Annotated in this window: 19 protein-coding genes; 10 read left to right on the top strand and 9 right to left on the bottom strand. The window is 64.3% G+C overall.

All coding sequences use genetic code 11. From position 1 onward, the window contains the following. Positions 1-17 precede the first annotated feature (17 nt). Both NKH06_RS19855 and NKH06_RS19850 read right to left on the bottom strand, forming a co-directional pair. Positions 18-893 carry a methylated-DNA--[protein]-cysteine S-methyltransferase gene (locus NKH06_RS19855; protein ID WP_024502817.1) on the bottom strand — a complete coding sequence of 292 codons (876 nt, stop codon included), beginning with the start codon at positions 891-893 and terminating at the stop codon, positions 18-20. 124 nt (positions 894-1,017) lie between these two features. After that, positions 1,018-1,512: a DUF2244 domain-containing protein gene (locus NKH06_RS19850; protein ID WP_128303202.1), complete on the bottom strand. Its 495-nt coding sequence runs from the start codon at positions 1,510-1,512 to the stop codon at positions 1,018-1,020. A 22-nt stretch (positions 1,513-1,534) separates the two neighbouring features. On the opposite strand from NKH06_RS19850, the gene nth reads away from it, so the two are divergent. After that, positions 1,535-2,359, top strand: coding sequence for an endonuclease III (nth, locus tag NKH06_RS19845; protein ID WP_128303201.1), 825 nt, complete (start codon positions 1,535-1,537; stop codon positions 2,357-2,359). Position 2,360: 1 nt separating this feature from the next. Here the strand turns inward: nth and NKH06_RS19840 are convergent, their stop codons facing one another. The 4 genes from NKH06_RS19840 to NKH06_RS19825 form a co-directional block, all read right to left on the bottom strand. Continuing rightward, positions 2,361-3,869, bottom strand: a complete 1,509-nt coding sequence (locus NKH06_RS19840; RefSeq protein ID WP_128303200.1) for a tripartite tricarboxylate transporter permease — start codon at positions 3,867-3,869, stop codon at positions 2,361-2,363. A gap of 10 nt (positions 3,870-3,879) precedes the next feature. Then, a complete protein-coding gene (locus NKH06_RS19835) occupies positions 3,880-4,353 on the bottom strand; it encodes a tripartite tricarboxylate transporter TctB family protein (RefSeq protein ID WP_023812551.1) in 474 nt (157 codons plus the stop codon). A gap of 75 nt (positions 4,354-4,428) precedes the next feature. After that, positions 4,429-5,406, bottom strand: a complete 978-nt coding sequence (locus NKH06_RS19830; RefSeq protein WP_023812552.1) for a tripartite tricarboxylate transporter substrate-binding protein — start codon at positions 5,404-5,406, stop codon at positions 4,429-4,431. Between the two features lie 138 nt (positions 5,407-5,544). Next, complete coding sequence (locus tag NKH06_RS19825) at positions 5,545-6,000, bottom strand: DUF2214 family protein (protein ID WP_352440874.1); 456 nt, start codon at positions 5,998-6,000, stop codon at positions 5,545-5,547. Between the two features lie 201 nt (positions 6,001-6,201). Between NKH06_RS19825 and NKH06_RS19820 the strand changes: the two genes are divergently transcribed. Further along, a complete protein-coding gene (locus tag NKH06_RS19820; protein ID WP_352440876.1) occupies positions 6,202-6,735 on the top strand; it encodes a GNAT family N-acetyltransferase in 534 nt (177 codons plus the stop codon). 141 nt (positions 6,736-6,876) lie between these two features. On the opposite strand, the gene NKH06_RS19815 is transcribed toward NKH06_RS19820, so the two are convergent. Next, complete coding sequence (locus NKH06_RS19815) at positions 6,877-7,647, bottom strand: IclR family transcriptional regulator (RefSeq protein WP_352893729.1); 771 nt, start codon at positions 7,645-7,647, stop codon at positions 6,877-6,879. Positions 7,648-7,831: 184 nt separating this feature from the next. Between NKH06_RS19815 and NKH06_RS19810 the strand changes: the two genes are divergently transcribed. The 5 genes from NKH06_RS19810 to NKH06_RS19790 all read left to right on the top strand — a co-directional run bounded on the left by NKH06_RS19810 (position 7,832) and on the right by NKH06_RS19790 (position 13,041). Further along, positions 7,832-8,806: a Bug family tripartite tricarboxylate transporter substrate binding protein gene (locus NKH06_RS19810; RefSeq protein WP_352796329.1), complete on the top strand. Its 975-nt coding sequence runs from the start codon at positions 7,832-7,834 to the stop codon at positions 8,804-8,806. A gap of 122 nt (positions 8,807-8,928) precedes the next feature. Then, the gene (locus NKH06_RS19805; RefSeq protein WP_023812557.1) at positions 8,929-9,465 is read left to right on the top strand and encodes a tripartite tricarboxylate transporter TctB family protein; all 537 of its coding nucleotides are present in this window, start codon (positions 8,929-8,931) and stop codon (positions 9,463-9,465) included. Between the two features lie 4 nt (positions 9,466-9,469). Then, the gene (locus NKH06_RS19800; protein WP_023812558.1) at positions 9,470-10,993 is read left to right on the top strand and encodes a tripartite tricarboxylate transporter permease; all 1,524 of its coding nucleotides are present in this window, start codon (positions 9,470-9,472) and stop codon (positions 10,991-10,993) included. Positions 10,994-11,008: 15 nt separating this feature from the next. Beyond that, the gene (locus NKH06_RS19795; protein WP_023812559.1) at positions 11,009-12,193 is read left to right on the top strand and encodes a CaiB/BaiF CoA transferase family protein; all 1,185 of its coding nucleotides are present in this window, start codon (positions 11,009-11,011) and stop codon (positions 12,191-12,193) included. Continuing rightward, positions 12,190-13,041, top strand: coding sequence for a citryl-CoA lyase (locus NKH06_RS19790; RefSeq protein WP_023812560.1), 852 nt, complete (start codon positions 12,190-12,192; stop codon positions 13,039-13,041). The genes NKH06_RS19795 and NKH06_RS19790 overlap by 4 nt, the downstream gene beginning before the upstream one ends. Positions 13,042-13,045: 4 nt before the next feature. On the opposite strand, the gene NKH06_RS19785 is transcribed toward NKH06_RS19790, so the two are convergent. Next, positions 13,046-13,522, bottom strand: coding sequence for an NUDIX hydrolase (locus NKH06_RS19785; RefSeq protein WP_023812561.1), 477 nt, complete (start codon positions 13,520-13,522; stop codon positions 13,046-13,048). A gap of 130 nt (positions 13,523-13,652) precedes the next feature. On the opposite strand from NKH06_RS19785, the gene NKH06_RS19780 reads away from it, so the two are divergent. The 3 genes from NKH06_RS19780 to NKH06_RS19770 all read left to right on the top strand — a co-directional run bounded on the left by NKH06_RS19780 (position 13,653) and on the right by NKH06_RS19770 (position 14,901). Beyond that, a complete protein-coding gene (locus NKH06_RS19780) occupies positions 13,653-13,961 on the top strand; it encodes a hypothetical protein (protein ID WP_164892879.1) in 309 nt (102 codons plus the stop codon). Positions 13,962-14,131: 170 nt separating this feature from the next. Further along, on the top strand, positions 14,132-14,287 hold the full coding sequence (locus NKH06_RS19775; protein ID WP_164892878.1) for a hypothetical protein: 156 nt from the start codon (positions 14,132-14,134) through the stop codon (positions 14,285-14,287). A gap of 35 nt (positions 14,288-14,322) precedes the next feature. After that, positions 14,323-14,901 (top strand): invasion associated locus B family protein, encoded by a 579-nt coding sequence (locus NKH06_RS19770; RefSeq protein WP_128303196.1) that lies wholly within the window; start codon positions 14,323-14,325, stop codon positions 14,899-14,901. A gap of 85 nt (positions 14,902-14,986) precedes the next feature. Here the strand turns inward: NKH06_RS19770 and coaBC are convergent, their stop codons facing one another. Further along, positions 14,987-16,219, bottom strand: coding sequence for a bifunctional phosphopantothenoylcysteine decarboxylase/phosphopantothenate--cysteine ligase CoaBC (coaBC, locus tag NKH06_RS19765; RefSeq protein WP_128303195.1), 1,233 nt, complete (start codon positions 16,217-16,219; stop codon positions 14,987-14,989). Positions 16,220-16,242 lie beyond the last annotated feature (23 nt).

Here is a 16,242-nt window from a genome sequence, read left to right as displayed (position 1 = left end):
GTCGAGAAAAATCGATATTACGATACCTGCCCGGCTTCCCAGCCCAGAATGGCGCGCTTGCGGGTCAGGCCCCAGTGATAGCCGGTGAGGTCGCCTGATTTACCGATGGCGCGGTGACAAGGCACCACGAAAGAGAGCGGATTGGCGCCGTTGGCCGCACCCACCGCACGGCTGGCGGATGGTGCGCCGATGCTGGCCGCAATCGAGGAATAGGTGCGGGCCTTACCCATCGGGATCTTGAGCAGCGCCTCCCAGACGCGAACCTGGAAGTCGGTGCCGATCATGACGACATGCAGCGGCTGGTCGGGGCGCCACAGCGTCGGGTCGAAGATACGGGCGGCATAGGGGCCGGTAGCAGTCATGTCCTCGACATAAATGGCGTTCGGCCAGCGGCTGGACATGTCAGCGAAGGCGGCGCGTTCCTCGCCGGGGTCGCTGAAGGCGAGGCCGGCGAGCCCGCGCTCGGTGGCCATGATCAGGGCGGTGCCGAACGGCGAGGAATGGAAGCCGTAGCGGATGGTGAGCCCGGCGCCGCGTGTCTTGTAGTCGCCCGGCGACATCGCCTCATGCGTGACGAACAGGTCATGCAGCCGGCCCGGGCCGGACATGCCCAGTTCGAACGAGGTCTCGAGCAGCGGCATGCCGGAATCGAGCAGCCTGCGCGCATGGTCCAGTGTCACCGCCTGCAGGAAGGCCTTGGGCGACAGGCCGGCCCAGCGGGTGAAGAGTTTTTGCAAGCCGGTCGGCGTCTCGCCGACCTCCTCGGCCAGTTCTTCAAGGGAAGGCTGATCACGATAGTCGAGACTGATCTTCTCGATGGCACGGCGCACGATTTCGTAGTCGCTGCCTTCAGGCGTGATGTCCTTTTTGAGGACCGCGGTGTGTGTGCTCATGGAACTGTCTCCTTGAGCCGGAATATCGCCCCTCGGGGCGTCGATCGCCACCCGAAACTTGCCTTCTTGCGGCGCATACCCAGATAGGCACGGGATTCGAGCCCTGGAGTCGCTCGTGGCTGGCTCAGCGTGCCTTGGCTGTCGCCAGCGCTCGCGAAAAGGCGGTGGCAAAACTCTCGCGGGAATCGGGGTCCAGGAACGATCCGATCGGCACGTTCTGCCCTTGGCCTTCCACCGTCATCCCTGTGATGCCGATCTCGGCGTGACGGGCCACCGAAAACCGCGCCCAGAACGGATTGAAGCGATGCGCTTCCGATTTCCCCGAGGGGGCTGTCTTGCGGATGTCGAGGCTGGTGCGCGAGACCGAGACTTCTTCGCGGGCACGAGCGGCACGATAGTTGATGCGAAAGGCGATGTAGACGGCGGCCACGTCGAGGCCGAAGAAGCCGAACACCGGCCAGGCGCCGCGCGACAGGAAAAACGCGCCTGTTACCAGCCAGCCGAACAGCAGCGCGCCCATCAGGACGAGGAATCCTGTCCGGCCCAGAGACCGGTGCGGGGTGAGTAGCGCCTGAAAGAATGGCTCGTCGGCCTGAAACGAGGCGTTTGTGTCGCTCATGAGGGGATATTATAGGAGGGAAATGGCGAGCCCCAAGTCCAAAGATTCTTCCCTTTCCAAAAAAGAGCTGTTGCCCGCACGACGCGATGGGTCGAACGCCAAGCCGCGTCCGCGGCCGGTGCGAAGCGCGTCACGCTACAGCCCGGCCGAAGTGAACGAGATATTCCGGCGCTTTTCCGTCCAGCGGCCCGAGCCGAAGGGGGAGCTCGAACATGTCAACGCCTTCACGCTGCTGGTCGCGGTGGTGCTGTCGGCGCAAGCGACGGATGCCGGCGTCAACAAGGCGACGCGGGCGCTGTTCAAGGCTGCCGATACGCCGCACAAGATGCTGGCGCTGGGGGAGGCAAGGGTCGGCGAATATATCCGCACCATCGGGCTGTGGCGCAACAAGGCGAAGAATGTGATTGCGCTGTCGCAGGCGCTGATCCGCGACCATGGCGGCGAGGTACCCGACAGTCGCGATGAATTGGTCAAGCTGCCCGGGGTCGGGCGCAAGACCGCCAATGTCGTGCTCAACATGGCCTTCGGCCAGCACACGATGGCGGTCGACACGCACATTCTGCGCATCGGCAACCGGCTCGGGCTGGCGCCCGGCAAGACACCGGAACAGGTCGAGCAGGGATTGTTGAAGATCATTCCGGACGAATATATGCGCCATGCACATCACTGGCTGATCCTGCATGGCCGCTATGTCTGCAAGGCGCGCAAGCCGGATTGCCCGGCCTGCGTCATCGCCGACATCTGCAAGGCCGAGGTCAAGACGACCGATGTGCCGGCACCGCTGGTGCCGATCGCACCGCTCGATCCTGTCGAGGAGATCCAGGACCGAAGCGGAACGACGACGTAGTTCAACTCTCCTCCACAAACACCTGTTCGCGCTTTTTCTTGACCGCCGGCAGGAAGACGATGACGAGCACGGCGAGCGCGATGAGCAGCAGGCTGGCGCTGATCGGTCTGGTCAAGAAGGTGCTTGGGTCGCCGCGCGAGAGGATCATGGCGCGGCGCAGGTTTTCCTCGAGCAGCGGGCCGAGCACGAAGCCGAGCAGCAGCGGCGCCGGTTCGCAGCGCAGCTTGGTCAGGAGGTAGCCGAGGAAGCCGAAGAAGGCGACGGCGTAGAGGTCGTAGACGTTGCTGTTGACGCTGTAGACGCCGATCGAGCAGAACGCCATGATGATCGGGAAGAGCACGTAATAGGGGATCGTCAGCAGCTTCACCCAAAGCCCGATCAGCGGCAGGTTGAGGATGATCAGCATCAGATTGCCGATCCACATCGAGGCGATGATGCCCCAGAACAGCGCCGGCTGTTCGGTCGCCACATTGGGGCCGGGTACGATGCCCTGGATGATCATGGCGCCGATCATCAGCGCCATGACCGGGTTGGCCGGAATGCCGAGCGTCAGCATCGGGATGAAGGAGGTCTGCGCACCGGCATTGTTGGCCGATTCCGGTCCGGCGACGCCTTCGATGGCGCCCTTGCCGAACTCCTGCGGGTTTTTCGAGACGCGTTTTTCGACCGTGTAGGACGCAAAAGCTGCCAGGATCGCGCCGCCTCCCGGCAGGATGCCGAGCGCCGAACCGATGATTGTTCCGCGCACGATGGGCGCTGCCATGCGCCGAAAGTCCTCGCGGGTCGGCATAAGGCCGGTGACCTTGCGGATCATCACGGAACGCTCATCCTCGTTTTCGAGGTTGCGCAGGATCTCGGCGACGCCAAAGACGCCGACCGCCACCGCAACGAAATTCAATCCGTCGGCATATTCCCGGATTCCAAGCGTGAAGCGCGGCGTGCCGGTGTAGATGTCGGTGCCGACAATGCCGAGCAGCAGGCCGAGCACGACCATGGCCAGCGCCTTGACGATAGAGCCGTGGGCGAGCGCGACGGACGAAACCAAGCCGACGATCATCAGCGAAAAATACTCGGCCGCGCCGAATTTCAGCGCGATCGCCGTCAGCGGCGGGGCAAAGATGGCGACGAGGAACGTCGACACCGTGCCGGCAAAGAACGAGCCGATGGCCGCGATCGCGAGGGCCGCTCCGGCGCGGCCGTTCCTGGCCATCTGGTAGCCGTCGATCGCGGTGACGGCGGACGAGGATTCGCCCGGCATGTTGATGAGAATGGCGGTGGTCGAGCCGCCATATTGGGCACCGTAATAGATGCCGGCGAGCATGATGAGGGAGGAAACCGGGTCGCCGATCTGGAAGGTGATCGGCAAAAGCATGGCGATGGTCGCGGTGGCGCCGATGCCGGGCAGGACGCCGATCAGCGTGCCGAGAAGGACGCCGATCAGGCAGAAACCGAGGTTGGTCAGCGACGTCGCCGTCGAAAAACCGAGCGCGAGGTTGTCGAGCAGATCCATGCTCATCGCCTCACGACACCAACCATGGGGCCAGCCACGGGCCGAAGCGGCGGAACGGCAGGCCGAGCGCGTAGCTGAAGACGAGGTACGCAAACAATGTCAGGCCGGCCGACAGCACGAGCGCGGTCAACGGCTTCATGCGGCGGCTGGCAAACGACGCGATCAACGCCGTCAGGAAGATCGACGGGATGAAGCCGAGGCCGCGCACCGTCAGGCCGAAGAAGATCGGAGCAGGCAGGATGAGCAGCATGCCGCGCCACGCGATATGCCCGATCGCTTCGCCCTCGACGCGTACGGCCTGGACGAGAATGACGGCGCCAAGCAGGATCAGCACGATCGCCAGGACCAGCGGAAAATAGCCTGGACCCATGCGCAACGCGGTGCCGATTTCGAGGCCGAGCGATTGCAGCGCGAACCATGCGCCGAAACCGATGAACAGGGCGGCGCACAGGCCGTTGGCCCTGTCGATCGCGAAAGGTTTCATGATGGTTCTCCCAAGCCCGCAGTGGCTAGCGGATGCCAAGCGAATAGGGGCGCTGGTGGCGCCCCTATTCAAACCTCAGTCGGCGTACTGGCCGGCGGCTTCGATGATCGGCTTCCAGCGCGCGATCTCGCTTTCCAGCTTGGCCTTCAGTGCGGCGGGCGTCGCATCGGCCTCGGGCGACGGCTTGGTGCCGAGTTCGGCGAAGCGGGCGACGACGTTCTGGTCCTTCAGCGCGACCTGCAGCGATTTCGACAGGCGTTCGGTGATCCCGGCCGGCGTGCCCTTGGGTGCATAGAGACCGTGCCAGATGCCGACCTGCACTTCGGGAAGGCCGCCTTCCACCGTCGTGGGCACGTCTTTCAGCACATCGAGGCGCTCCGGCGAGGTGACGGCATAGGCCTTGATGGTGCCGCCCTGAATCTGCTTGGTGGTGTTGGTCGTCTGGTCGCACATGATGTCGACCTGGCCGCCGAGGAGATCGGTCATGGCCGGGCCGGTGCCCTTGTAGGGTACGGTGACCAGCGGCGTCTTGATGGCGCTCATGAACAGCATGCCGCATAGATGCGAGGCCGCACCGATGCCTGCATTGGCGACGGTTATGGAATCCTTGTTGGCCTTGGCGTACTCCACCAACCCCTTGAGGTCGGTCGGCTCCAGGTCCTTGCGGCCGACGATGGTCATCGGCACCTCGGTGACGAGGCCGACATATTCGAAGGCGTTCAGCGTGTCGTAGGCGAGCTTTCTGTACAGTGTCGCACTTGTCGCCATGCCGATATGATGGAGCAGCAGCGTATAGCCGTCAGGCTCGGCGTTGGCGACGCGGCCGGCACCCAGCGTGCCGCCGGCACCGCCGACATTTTCGACGATGACCTGCTGGCCGAGATCCTTCGACATCGCTTCGGCGACGAGGCGCGTGACCGTGTCGGTCGGGCCGCCGGCCGCAAACGGCACCACAACGGTGATGGTGCGTTCGGGATAGGTCTGCGCGCCGGCAGTGAACCCATAAAGCGTGACGGCCGCGGCAGCAGCCAGAGTGGCGACAAATCTTCTCATCGTGATCTCCTCCCAGTGTATCAATCTCCAACCGCTGCGCGGGGTCCCTCTCAGCACCGCCTGCGGATGAAGCAACAACTAGCGCAAGCTAGCAGATTGCAACCGGAGGCAAACGGCAAACTGCTGATCAGCCCTATCCTAGTAGCCGTAGCCGCGCGCCATCGCCGCCGCGAAGACCGGGATGAGCAGGAAGATGAAAGCTTCGGCTCGGATGTAGGTCTTCACGGACGCAAGCTCGGCCGCCGGCACCTGGAACGAGGCATTGCCGCTCGCCTGCCTGTTCCAGGATATGAAGCGGACGGTTGGGATGATCGACAGCAGGCCGACAGCGCCGAACGCCGCTATCTTGGCCCAGAACACCCAGTTGTAGACATAGAATTCCCAGCCCTTGAGGCCATAGAAGACGCGGCCGATGCCGACGACGATGATCAGCGCGGCGATGACGCCGTAATGGCGGTCGATGCCGGCGAGCCTCTTGAGTGTCGCAACGCCCAGGTCGCCGCGGATCAGGGCGAATTCGGCGCCGATGATTCCCGCCAGCGAAAACACCAGCAGATGATGGAAGGTCGCAAGCACAAGATCGGTGGTATCCATGCTCTTTCCCTGGGTTTGACGGCGCCAATGCGCGCCTGAAAAAAGTCGCGCTGGCAGGGTGTTGAATCAGCCTGCCGTGAAAAATAACACCGTCTCACAAAATTCCCATAGCGGCGCCTGGATGATGGGCCGTGTTGCCCTGGCCCCTTGCGCCGCACCGGCGATTTGCTAAGCGCTGGCGATCCGTGCGAGGCAGATCCCATGAACAATCCACAAGCGACCAGCGCCCCTGTCATCGAAACGAAGCGCACCATCCTGCGGGCACACCGGCTGGACGATTTCGACGCGTATGCCGCGATGTGGACCGATCCCGTCGTCACCCGCTTCATCGGCGGCAAGCCGCGCACGCGCGAAGAGAGTTGGATGCGCTTCCTGCGTCACGCCGGCCTGTGGTCGTTGCTCGGCTATGGCTTCTGGGCGATCGAGGAGAAGGCGACCGGGCGCTTCATCGGCGAGGCCGGGTTTCACGATCTGAAGCGCGACATGGAACCATCGATCGAAGGCATTCCCGAGGCCGGGTGGGCGCTGGTTCCGGCCGTGCACGGGGCGGGCTTCGCCACCGAGGTGGTTGCCCGCGTCCTGGCGTGGGGCGAAGTGATTTTCGGGCGCGAGAAGACCGTCTGCATCATCGATCCGGAAAACGGCGCTTCGCTGAGGGTGGCTGCCAAGTGCGGTTACCGGGAAGTGGTGAAGACCACCTATCATGACACTCCGACAATCCTGCTGGCGCGGTGACCTGAGCGGCGAGGCTGCCTGCTGCCGGCGCCGGCATGATGGCGCCTGTCGCCAGCAATGATGACGAGGCGGGCCCCGCCAAGAACCGCCGTGTGGTTCTGGTCAAATTGATCGAAGCGAGCCTTCCAACCGGGACGCATTCTACGGCATGGCGTCCGCTGCCAGGCTTGCCCGCTCCAGCATGGAGGCGTCCTCGCCGAAGGCGCGGGTGGCGCGGGCCGCCGCCTCGAGCAGCGGACGCTTCATGCGCTGCAGAAATGCCGCGTCGACGCGCGTGCTGGGCCCAGCCAGGGTCAAGGCGCCGAGCAGGACGCCTCCCGGGCCGAACACCGGCGCCGACACGCCCGCCGTCTCGGGATCGCGGTCGCCGACGGCGAGGCAGTTGCAGGTCTTGCGGATGGTCTCGTAGGGGTCGCCCTGCTGGCCCGAAAACGCTGCGAGCACGCGGCCGCCCGAGCCGAGCAGCAAAGGCAATACGTCGCCTTCGCGTATCGTGTAGCGGATCGGGTGCTTGGATTCGACGCGGTAGAGACAGGTGCGGACATCGCCCGAGCGAACATAGAAGGCAACGCTCTCCCAGCTTCGCTCGGAAAGATCGCGCATGATCGGCAGCAGGATATCGACCGCCACGACCGAACGCTGGTAGAGCGCACCGAGCCGAAAGGTCGCGGGCCCGACGCGGTAGCGCCCATTGTCGAGGCGCTCGAGCAATCGTCCGCGCAAAAGGGAATTCGCAAGCCGCAGGATGGTGCTCTTGTAGAGGCCGGTGCGCGCCGCGATTTCGGCCAGGCTGAGCGACCGGTCATCCGTGGTGAAGGTATCGAGGATGGCAATGGCCCGATCAAGCGCGGCAACACCGTCCGCCGAGGTGCGATCTATTTCCCCATTTGCCGATTTGCTTGGCGAGTCCATGGCGGTTCCAGGCTGAAGAAAGCCGAGCGACGCGACTCTGTCGCGCCGCCAACTCGTTCTGTCCAGTAGAATATCGTTTCCGTTGACAGAACTCCGTAACATCTGCTTGAAATCGATGACGGGTCTGGATGCAGGCGCGTTTTGGCGGGCACCGGAGGAGGTGTCGTGATTTGGAGGAATCCCCATGCTGAACAGACGCAGATTTTTGATGAGCACCGCAGCCGTGGGTGCCGGGCTGATGACGTCGCATCTTTCTCCCGCTGTCGCCGAAGGCGCGCCCCAGATACAGCTCTTCGTGCCTGCCGCACCGGGTGGTGGCTGGGACCAGACTGCGCGCACGATCGACCAGGTGCTGCGCAGTGAAAAGCTCATCTCGGGTTCGCAGATCACCAATGTCGGCGGCGCCGGCGGCACTGTCGGGCTGCCGCAATTCATCAGCCAGTGGAACGGCAAAGGCAATTCCCTGATGGTTGCCGGCATGGTCATGGTTGGCGCCATCATTGCCAACAAGGCCGCGAACAATCTGACGCAAGTCACCCCGATCGCCCGCCTCACCGGCGAGTTCGAGGCCTTGGTCGTGCCGGCGGAGTCGCCGTTCAAGACGGCCGCTGATTTCGTCGCCGCGCTCAAGGCCGATCCGACAAAAGTTCCCGTCGCCGGCGGCTCCGCCGGCGGTTCGGATCACATCCTGTTCGGCTTGATTGCCAAGACGGTCGGCGTGCCGGCGACAAACCTGTCCTACGTGCCGTTCGCCGGCGGCGGTGAGGCATTGTCGGCGCTGCTCGGCAACCAGGTCGCGGCCGGCATCTCCGGCTTTGGCGAGTTCTCCGAGCAGGTCAAGGCGGGCGCGCTGCGGCTGCTCGCCATCTCGGCAGACAAGCGCCAGGACGGCATCGATGCGCCGACGCTGAAGGAGGCCGGCATCGATGTCGAGCTGTTCAACTGGCGCGGCGTCTTCGCACCGCCGGGCATTTCCGACGCCGACAAGGCGGCGATGGTCACAATGATCGAGACCATGGCCAAGAGCGATGCATGGGCAACCGAGTGCAAAAACCGCAACTGGACGCCCATCCTTTTGACTGGCGACGACTACGCAAAATTCCTCACCGAGGACACGGCCCGCATCACCGCGATCCTCAAGGATCTCGGCCTCGCCTGATGTCTTCAGGGGGCGGTTAGAGTGCCGCCCCCTTCCCATCTCGCCTGCCGCATGGACATATGATGCGGCGAAACTGCGGATGCGGTCGGCTGGAGGATGCCGGCCACCTTGGGAGGACACCGATGAGCACCAGCGACCCTCAGGCGGCGGCGCCGCGCCTTGCCATGCCCGAATTGTTGATCGGCGTCGGGCTTCTCGCCTGCGCCGGGGCCGTAGCCTGGCAGACCTTGGCGATCCCGGTGTCGCCGCTCTATTCCAAGGTCGGGCCGACCGTCTTTCCCTATATCACCATGACCGGCATGATCGTGCTTTCGCTGCTGCTCATCCTCGCAGCGCTGCGCGGCGGCTGGCAGCCGGAGGAAGAAAAGGAAACGCCGACCGACTGGAAGGCGATGGGCATCGTCGTTATCGGGCTGGTGGCAAACCTGGTGCTGATCCAGCCGCTCGGCTTTACCGCCGCCTCGGTCATTATGTTCGTTCTGGTCTGCTACGGCTTCGGCAGCAAGCGCACACTGCGTGACGCAGTGCTCGGCCTGATCCTGGCGCTGGCCGCCTATTTCGGCTTCGCCAGGGCGCTTGGCGTCAACATCGGTGCCGGTTTCATCGAGAACCAGCTGAACACGGTCATCGATGCGTTCATCACCGTGTTGAGGGGCTGACGCCATGGAAACGCTCGGACATCTCGCACATGGCTTCTCGGTCGCCTTCACCCCGGTCAACCTTCTGTGGTGCCTGCTTGGCACCACGCTTGGCACCGCCATCGGCGTGCTGCCCGGTCTTGGGCCGGCGCTGACCATCGCGCTGCTTTTGCCGATCACCTATCAGGTGGCGCCGGAGGCATCCTTCATCCTGTTCGCCGGCATCTACTACGGCGCCATGTACGGCGGTTCGACGACGTCGATCCTGCTCAACACGCCCGGCGAAAGCGCCACCATCGTCACTGCGTTGGAAGGCAACAGGATGGCGCGTTCCGGCCGTGGCGGTGCGGCGCTCGCCACGTCGGCGATCGGCTCGTTCGTCGCTGGCACGATCGGCACGATGGGCGTTGCCTTCCTGGCGCCGGTGGTGGTCAAATTCGCGCTGGCCTTCGGTCCGGCCGAATATTTCTCGCTGATGGTGCTGGCCTTCATCACCGTTTCGGCGGTGCTCGGCTCGTCGTCGGTGCGCGGCCTGACCAGCCTGTTCGCCGGCTTCGTCATCGGCATGATCGGCGTCGACCTGCAGACCGGCCAGCCGCGCTTCACCTTCGGCACGAACGAACTGCTCGATGGCGTCGATGTCATCATTGCCGCGGTCGGCCTGTTTGCCGTCGGCGAGACGCTCTACATGGCCTCGCGCCGCTATGCAGGCAAGGACGAGATCGTGCCGCTGAAGGGCTCGCTCTACATGACGGCGGCCGAATGGGGGCGTTCGTGGAAGCCGTGGCTGCGCGGCGCTGCTATCGGCTTCCCGATCGGCGCCATGCCGGCCGGCGGCGCCGAGATCCCGACGTTCCTGTCCTACGCCATCGAAAAGAAGCTGTCGAAGCACAAGGAGGAGTTCGGCACGGTCGGCGCCATCGAAGGCGTCGCCGGCCCGGAAGCCGCCAACAATGCGTCTGCAGCCGGCGTGCTGGTGCCGATGCTGACGCTCGGCCTGCCAACGTCGGCGACGGCGGCGATCATGCTGTCGGCCTTCCAGAGCTACGGCATCAATCCCGGACCGCTGCTACTCACGACCCAGGGCGATCTCGTCTGGGGGCTGATCGCCAGCCTGTTCATCGCCAACGTCATCCTGGTCATCCTCAACCTGCCGTTGATCGGGCTGTGGGTGCGGTTGCTGAAAATCCCGGCGCCGCAGCTTTATGCCGGCATCCTGGTGTTCGCGACGGTCGGCACCTATGGTATTTCGCAGTCGCCCATCGACCTCGTCATCCTCTATCTGCTGGGAGCGGCCGGTTTCCTGATGCGGCGGTTCGATTTCCCGACCGCGCCTGTCATTATCGGCATGATCCTTGGGCCGCTCGCCGAAACCCAGTTCCGCCGGGCGATGACCATCTCGAATGGCGACTGGTCGGTGTTCTACACCCACAAGCTGTCGCTGACGCTGCTGACGCTCGCCTTCATCGGCCTCGCCGGCCCGCATATCTGGGCCTTCATCGAGCATCGGCGTCGGCGCGGACCGGAGCATGTGCCCGGCGATGCCTGATCGATCCATGATGCCATGACAGAACTGCTTTCCGGTATCCGCGTCCTTGACCTGACCAATGTGCTGGCCGGTCCCTACTGCGCCTATCAGCTGGCGCTGCTTGGCGCCGATGTGATCAAGGTCGAGGCGCCGCAAGGCGGCGACCTGGCCCGCCAGCTCGGCGGCTCGCCAAAGCTGAACAGCGCCGGCATGGGCGCATCGTTCCTGGCGCAGAACGCCGGCAAACGGTCGGTGGTGCTCGACCTCAAGAAGCAAGCCGATCGCGAGCGCTTTTTCGATCTGGTGGCCAGCGCCGATGCCCTGGTGGAGAATTTCCGCCCGGGCGTGATGGATCGGCTGGGGCTTGGCTACGAGGCGCTGAAGACGGTGCGTCCAGGCCTCGTCTATTGCGCGATATCGGGTTTCGGCCAGACCGGGCCGATGCGCGACAATCCCGCCTATGACCAGATAATCCAGGGCCTGTCGGGGATCATGAGTATCACCGGCACACCGGAAACGGCGCCGCTGCGGGTCGGCTATCCCGTGGCCGACACGCTTGGCGGACTGGTCGGCGCGTTCGCCATCGCCTCGGCGCTGGTGCGGCAGAAGACGAGCGGCGAGGGTGCCTTTCTCGACGTCTCGATGCTCGAATGCACACTTTCCGCGCTTGGCTGGCCGGTTTCCAACTATCTGACCGCAGGCATCGACCCCAAGCCGATGGGCAATGAGAACATGACGGCGGCACCCTCCGGTGCGTTTCGCACCGGCGACGGGCTCATCAATATCGCCGCCAACAAGCAGGAACAGTTCGTGACGCTGTGCCGGCTGATCGGCCGGCCGGAACTGGCCCTGGATGCCCGCTTTGCCGAGCGCGAGACGCGCAAGCGCAACCGTGCGGCGCTTAAAGTCGAGATCGAGCACGCCCTGGCGGGCGCGCCGGCTGCGGCCTGGGAAGAGATGCTCAATCGCGCCGGCGTGCCTGCCGGCAGGGTGCTGACGATCCCGCAAGTGCTGGCCGAGCCGCAAGTCCTCGAACGCCAGGTGACCGCGAATTTCGACGATGTGGCTGGTATGGACAAACCGCTGACCGTTCTGCGCGGCGGCTTCATGGTCGATGGCGAGGCGCCCTTGCCGACAAAGCCGCCGCCGGCGCTCGGCGAACATATGGGCGAGGTGTTCGCCGACCTGCCACCGCGCGTCAACACAAAGGCAAGCGCATGAGCGGCACGGAGAAGAAGACAGGCCGTGAGCGCGGCGAGGAATGGTGGCAGACCGACATCATCGAGATGCGGCCTGGTGTCATCCGGCTGCGCGGCTACGAGATCCAGGATCTGATCGGCCGCGTCAGCTTCCCGGCGATGATCTGGCTGATGCTGCGCGGCGAACTGCCCAGCGAGGATCAGGCCGCGCTGCTCGGCATTGCGCTCGGTGCCGCCGTCGACCACGGACCGCAGGCGCCATCGATCGCCATCGCGCGCATGGCTGCAACCTGCGGCGTCGGTATCAACAGCGCCATGGCCTCGGCCATCAACGTTCTCGGCGACGTGCATGGAGGCGCCGGCGAGCAGGCGCTTTCCTTCTATGGTGACATTGCCGTGGCGATCGATGCCGGGATGACGCTGAATGAGGCGGTCTCGGCGCGGCTCGACCGGTTCTTCGCCGAGGAGAAGGGCTATGTGCCGGGACTCGGACATCGCTTCCATCCCGTCGACCCGCGCGCGCCGCGCTTGCTGGAACTGATCCGCGAATTCGCCGCACGCGGTGCCGTCAATGGACGTTTCGCCGACATCGCCGCTGCGATCGAGGCTGACGTCGAACGCCGCAAGGGGAAAAAAATACCGCTCAACATCGATGGCGCCACCGCCGTCATCTATGGCGAACTCGGTTTTCCGCCGCCGCTGACGCGAGGGCTTTTCGTGCTGTCGCGCTCGGTCGGCATCCTGGCGCATGCTTGGGAGCAGTCGCAGCAGGCCGAGCGAAACAAGGGGCCGCTGCCGCGCGAGTGGCTGTGGGCCTATACCGGCACGCCGGTGCGGCCGTTTCCCGAAAGCGATGACCCCGGCGAGTGAGGCTTTACGCCTTGTCCACCTGCATAGGCTGGGGAAGCTTCAGCGTCTTCACCAACGTTGAAAGATCCGGCTCGTCGATGAGCATGGCCGCATCGGCTGGTGCCAGCCAGGCCCGCTGGCGTCGTTTGGCTTCCTGCCAATCGGCCAGTTCCTCCGTTACCTCGAGCAGATAGACGATGACGTCGACGCGGACAAAGCGATTGGCCAGCCGCTTCCAGTAGGAATAGGTGCCTGCCGGCTGCTTCAGCGTCTTGCCGAGTACGCCGGCTTCCTCCTGCGCCTCGATGGTGGCCGCCTTGCGCCCGCTCTTGCCCTTCATCGGCCAGCCCTTGGGTACGATGAAGCGCCTGGTGGTGCGCGACGTAACCAGCATGACCTCGATGTCGCCGCGCGCGATCAGCCGAAAGGGAACAGCCGCCACCTGGCGGATTCTTTCGCCCTTTTTTGCCTTGCGTACGGCTTTCTTCTTGGTGGCTGCCATTCGTCAATCCAGTCGATGCAATGCCGCATAGCGCGACAAGGCGTCGTTGCAAAACCAAAACTTTCGCATGTGCCGCCAAAACTTTCGCATATGCCGAAAGACACTCGAAATACCTAAGTCGGCTAAATAAATGAAAAAGGCCTTGTTGTCAGCGGCAATTGCTCACGGCGGTGGTGCCGATTATCTGGGTCTGGCAGCTTGGCTTGAGCTGCTGCACGACCGGGGGCGGTTGCTGAACGATCTGGCGGTCCTGGGCGCGGTACTGCCGCTGTTGCTGCTGATATTGCTGCCGCTGTATCCTGTTTTGCAGGATTTGCAGGTCGTTCTGCCGGATCAGCGCATTGTTGCCGGTAGCGGAATTGAGCGCTTGTGCGGAAGCCGGCAGGCAAACGCCCGCCAGCACTGCCGTGGCCAGCATTGCCACTGTGAAGATCGTTGATGGCCGAAGTGCCGACATTCGCTCATTCCCGCGCAAAAAACTCTGCCCACTGATATAGGACGTTTGCGCGGCGATGCCATGGCCAGCGGGTCGAGCGACCAAATCTGCTTGTCACCCCCGAAGGTCGCTTCGCGGCGGCGGAGAATCTGCCTGGCAACCCCGCATTGCACTTGACGGAGGCCGTCGATTCGCCGCTGTATCGGGTCGGCGCCGGCCTTGAGCTGAATGGCGTCAATGGCGTCGGCATGTCCGTCAGGTATAATGGCGCCTTCGGCGAAACGGTTAAACAGAACGCGATCAGCGCGTCTCTCAAGGTCAGTTTCTAGCTGGCCCGAGGCGGAGCCGGGCGGGAGGGATCTTGATGAGGAAGTACGCGCATTTCGTGGCGATGCTGGGTGTTGCCTGCACCGTCGGCGTGGCGGCCGTGGCGGCACAAACCAAGAGCGACAGGGCGGTCGCGGCACCCGCTGCCGCGGATGCGCCGCAGTTGCCCGGCGGCGCGTCGGCACTGTCTGAAACCCACGGCGACTGGACGGTCAATTGCCAGATATCGGGCACGGCCAAGACCTGCAGCCTGTCGCATCAGCAATTCAACAAGCAAAGCAATCAGCGGCTGCTGGCGATAGAGCTGTCGAGCAAGACCGGCGAGGATGCCACGGGCACGCTTGCGTTGCCGTTCGGCCTGGCGCTGGCCAAGGGGGTCAGCCTGACCATCGACGATCAGAAGCTGGACGGCAGCCTGGCGTTCAACACCTGCCAGGTCGTCGGCTGTCTGGTGCCGGTGGTGTTCGATGCGACTGTCACGCCACTGCTGAAATCAGGCACCACACTGAAGATCGACGCTTTCGCGGCAGACACCGGACAAGCGGTGAGCTTTTCCATTCCGCTCAACGGCTTCGCCGGCGCGCTTGCCCGGACCGCCGAGCTTTTGACCAATTGATGTAGAGCCGCAGGACTTAAAGCGCGCCGCCTGAATGCCGTCTCGCGGCAGGGCGGTGCGTCACTGCAGCAGAACGTCTTTCAGCTCAAACGACGATCGTTTTAAGCCTTTCGGCGATCAGGGCGGCGAGCCGCGCCGCCACATCATCCTTGCTCATCTCCGGCCATTCCTCGACGCCAGCCTTTGACACGATCCGCACCCGGTTGCGATCGCCGCCCATCACGCCCGAAGAACCGACGCCGCTTCCCTGCGACACGTCGTTGGCGACGATGAGATCGGCGCCTTTTTTCTTGAGTTTGGCCTCGGCGTTGCGCAGGAGATCCTGCGTCTCGGCGGCGAAGCCGATAACCAGGCCGGGTCGCTGGCTGTGATGGCCGACGCCGGCGAGAATGTCGGGATTCTCGACCATGCGCAGCACCGGCGGCCCTTCGCCGGCGACCTTCTTGATCTTCTCACCGGCTGAATTCTCGGTTCGCCAGTCGGCCACGGCGGCGACGAACACCGCCGCGTCTGCGGGCAGGAGCTGTTCCACCGCGTCCCGCATCTCTTGCGCACGTTCGACATGGATGGTCTTCACGCCAGCCGGATCGGCAATGCCGACAGGGCCGGAGACGAGGTGCACATCGGCGCCGAGCCTGGCCAGCGCTGCCGCTATGGCATGGCCCTGCTTGCCGGACGAACGGTTGGCGATGTAGCGCACCGGGTCGATCGGCTCATGCGTCGGGCCGGAGGTGACGATGATCTTGCGCCCCGACAGCGACTTCGGGCCGACGTCGAGCAGTGCCTCGATGGCGGCGACGATCTCCAGCGGCTCGGCCATGCGGCCTTCGCCGGCTTCATTGCTTTCGGCCATCTCACCCCTGGCCGGACCGACGAAGGTGACGCGGTCCTTCTGCAGCGTCGCGCGATTGCGGCGGGTGGCCGGATGCGCCCACATTCTGGTGTTCATGGCCGGCGCCATCAACACCGGCTTGTCCGTGGCGATGAGCACCGTGGAGGCCAGATCGTTGGCGTGGCCGTTTGCGAGCTTGGCCATCAGGTCGGCGGTGGCGGGCGCCACCACCAGCAGATCGGCCTCGCGCGACAGCCTGATGTGGCCGACATCGTGCTCGTCCTGGCGGTCGAACAGTTCGGTAAAGACATGGTCGGCGGAGAGCGCGCCGGCCGACAGCGTGGTGATGAATTCCTGTGCCGCCGATGTCATGATCACCCGCACCGCCGCACCACGCTCGCGCAGCCGGCGGATCAGATCGAGCGCCTTGTAGGCGGCGATGCCGCCGCCAATGATGAGCAGGATGCGCTTGCCGGAGAGGCTCATGCCTGAGACCAGTTCCTGTCCAG

This window comes from Mesorhizobium sp. M1342 (genome assembly GCF_040317955.1).
In the GTDB taxonomy this organism is placed as follows: domain Bacteria; phylum Pseudomonadota; class Alphaproteobacteria; order Rhizobiales; family Rhizobiaceae; genus Mesorhizobium.
This window is presented reverse-complemented; position numbering and strand designations above follow the sequence as displayed.

What these genes read in the sequence shown, in the direction of transcription:
- NKH06_RS19855 (WP_024502817.1), bottom strand. Translation starts at nt 893, where the DNA reads ATGAGCACACACACCGCGGTCCTCAAAAAGGACATCACGCCTGAAGGC.
- NKH06_RS19850 (WP_128303202.1), bottom strand. Translation starts at nt 1,512, where the DNA reads ATGAGCGACACAAACGCCTCGTTTCAGGCCGACGAGCCATTCTTTCAG.
- nth (WP_128303201.1), top strand. Translation starts at nt 1,535, where the DNA reads ATGGCGAGCCCCAAGTCCAAAGATTCTTCCCTTTCCAAAAAAGAGCTG.
- NKH06_RS19840 (WP_128303200.1), bottom strand. Translation starts at nt 3,869, where the DNA reads ATGGATCTGCTCGACAACCTCGCGCTCGGTTTTTCGACGGCGACGTCG.
- NKH06_RS19835 (WP_023812551.1), bottom strand. Translation starts at nt 4,353, where the DNA reads ATGAAACCTTTCGCGATCGACAGGGCCAACGGCCTGTGCGCCGCCCTG.
- NKH06_RS19830 (WP_023812552.1), bottom strand. Translation starts at nt 5,406, where the DNA reads ATGAGAAGATTTGTCGCCACTCTGGCTGCTGCCGCGGCCGTCACGCTT.
- NKH06_RS19825 (WP_352440874.1), bottom strand. Translation starts at nt 6,000, where the DNA reads ATGGATACCACCGATCTTGTGCTTGCGACCTTCCATCATCTGCTGGTG.
- NKH06_RS19820 (WP_352440876.1), top strand. Translation starts at nt 6,202, where the DNA reads ATGAACAATCCACAAGCGACCAGCGCCCCTGTCATCGAAACGAAGCGC.
- NKH06_RS19815 (WP_352893729.1), bottom strand. Translation starts at nt 7,647, where the DNA reads ATGGACTCGCCAAGCAAATCGGCAAATGGGGAAATAGATCGCACCTCG.
- NKH06_RS19810 (WP_352796329.1), top strand. Translation starts at nt 7,832, where the DNA reads ATGCTGAACAGACGCAGATTTTTGATGAGCACCGCAGCCGTGGGTGCC.
- NKH06_RS19805 (WP_023812557.1), top strand. Translation starts at nt 8,929, where the DNA reads ATGAGCACCAGCGACCCTCAGGCGGCGGCGCCGCGCCTTGCCATGCCC.
- NKH06_RS19800 (WP_023812558.1), top strand. Translation starts at nt 9,470, where the DNA reads ATGGAAACGCTCGGACATCTCGCACATGGCTTCTCGGTCGCCTTCACC.
- NKH06_RS19795 (WP_023812559.1), top strand. Translation starts at nt 11,009, where the DNA reads ATGACAGAACTGCTTTCCGGTATCCGCGTCCTTGACCTGACCAATGTG.
- NKH06_RS19790 (WP_023812560.1), top strand. Translation starts at nt 12,190, where the DNA reads ATGAGCGGCACGGAGAAGAAGACAGGCCGTGAGCGCGGCGAGGAATGG.
- NKH06_RS19785 (WP_023812561.1), bottom strand. Translation starts at nt 13,522, where the DNA reads ATGGCAGCCACCAAGAAGAAAGCCGTACGCAAGGCAAAAAAGGGCGAA.
- NKH06_RS19780 (WP_164892879.1), top strand. Translation starts at nt 13,653, where the DNA reads ATGAAAAAGGCCTTGTTGTCAGCGGCAATTGCTCACGGCGGTGGTGCC.
- NKH06_RS19770 (WP_128303196.1), top strand. Translation starts at nt 14,323, where the DNA reads ATGAGGAAGTACGCGCATTTCGTGGCGATGCTGGGTGTTGCCTGCACC.
- coaBC (WP_128303195.1), bottom strand. Translation starts at nt 16,219, where the DNA reads ATGAGCCTCTCCGGCAAGCGCATCCTGCTCATCATTGGCGGCGGCATC.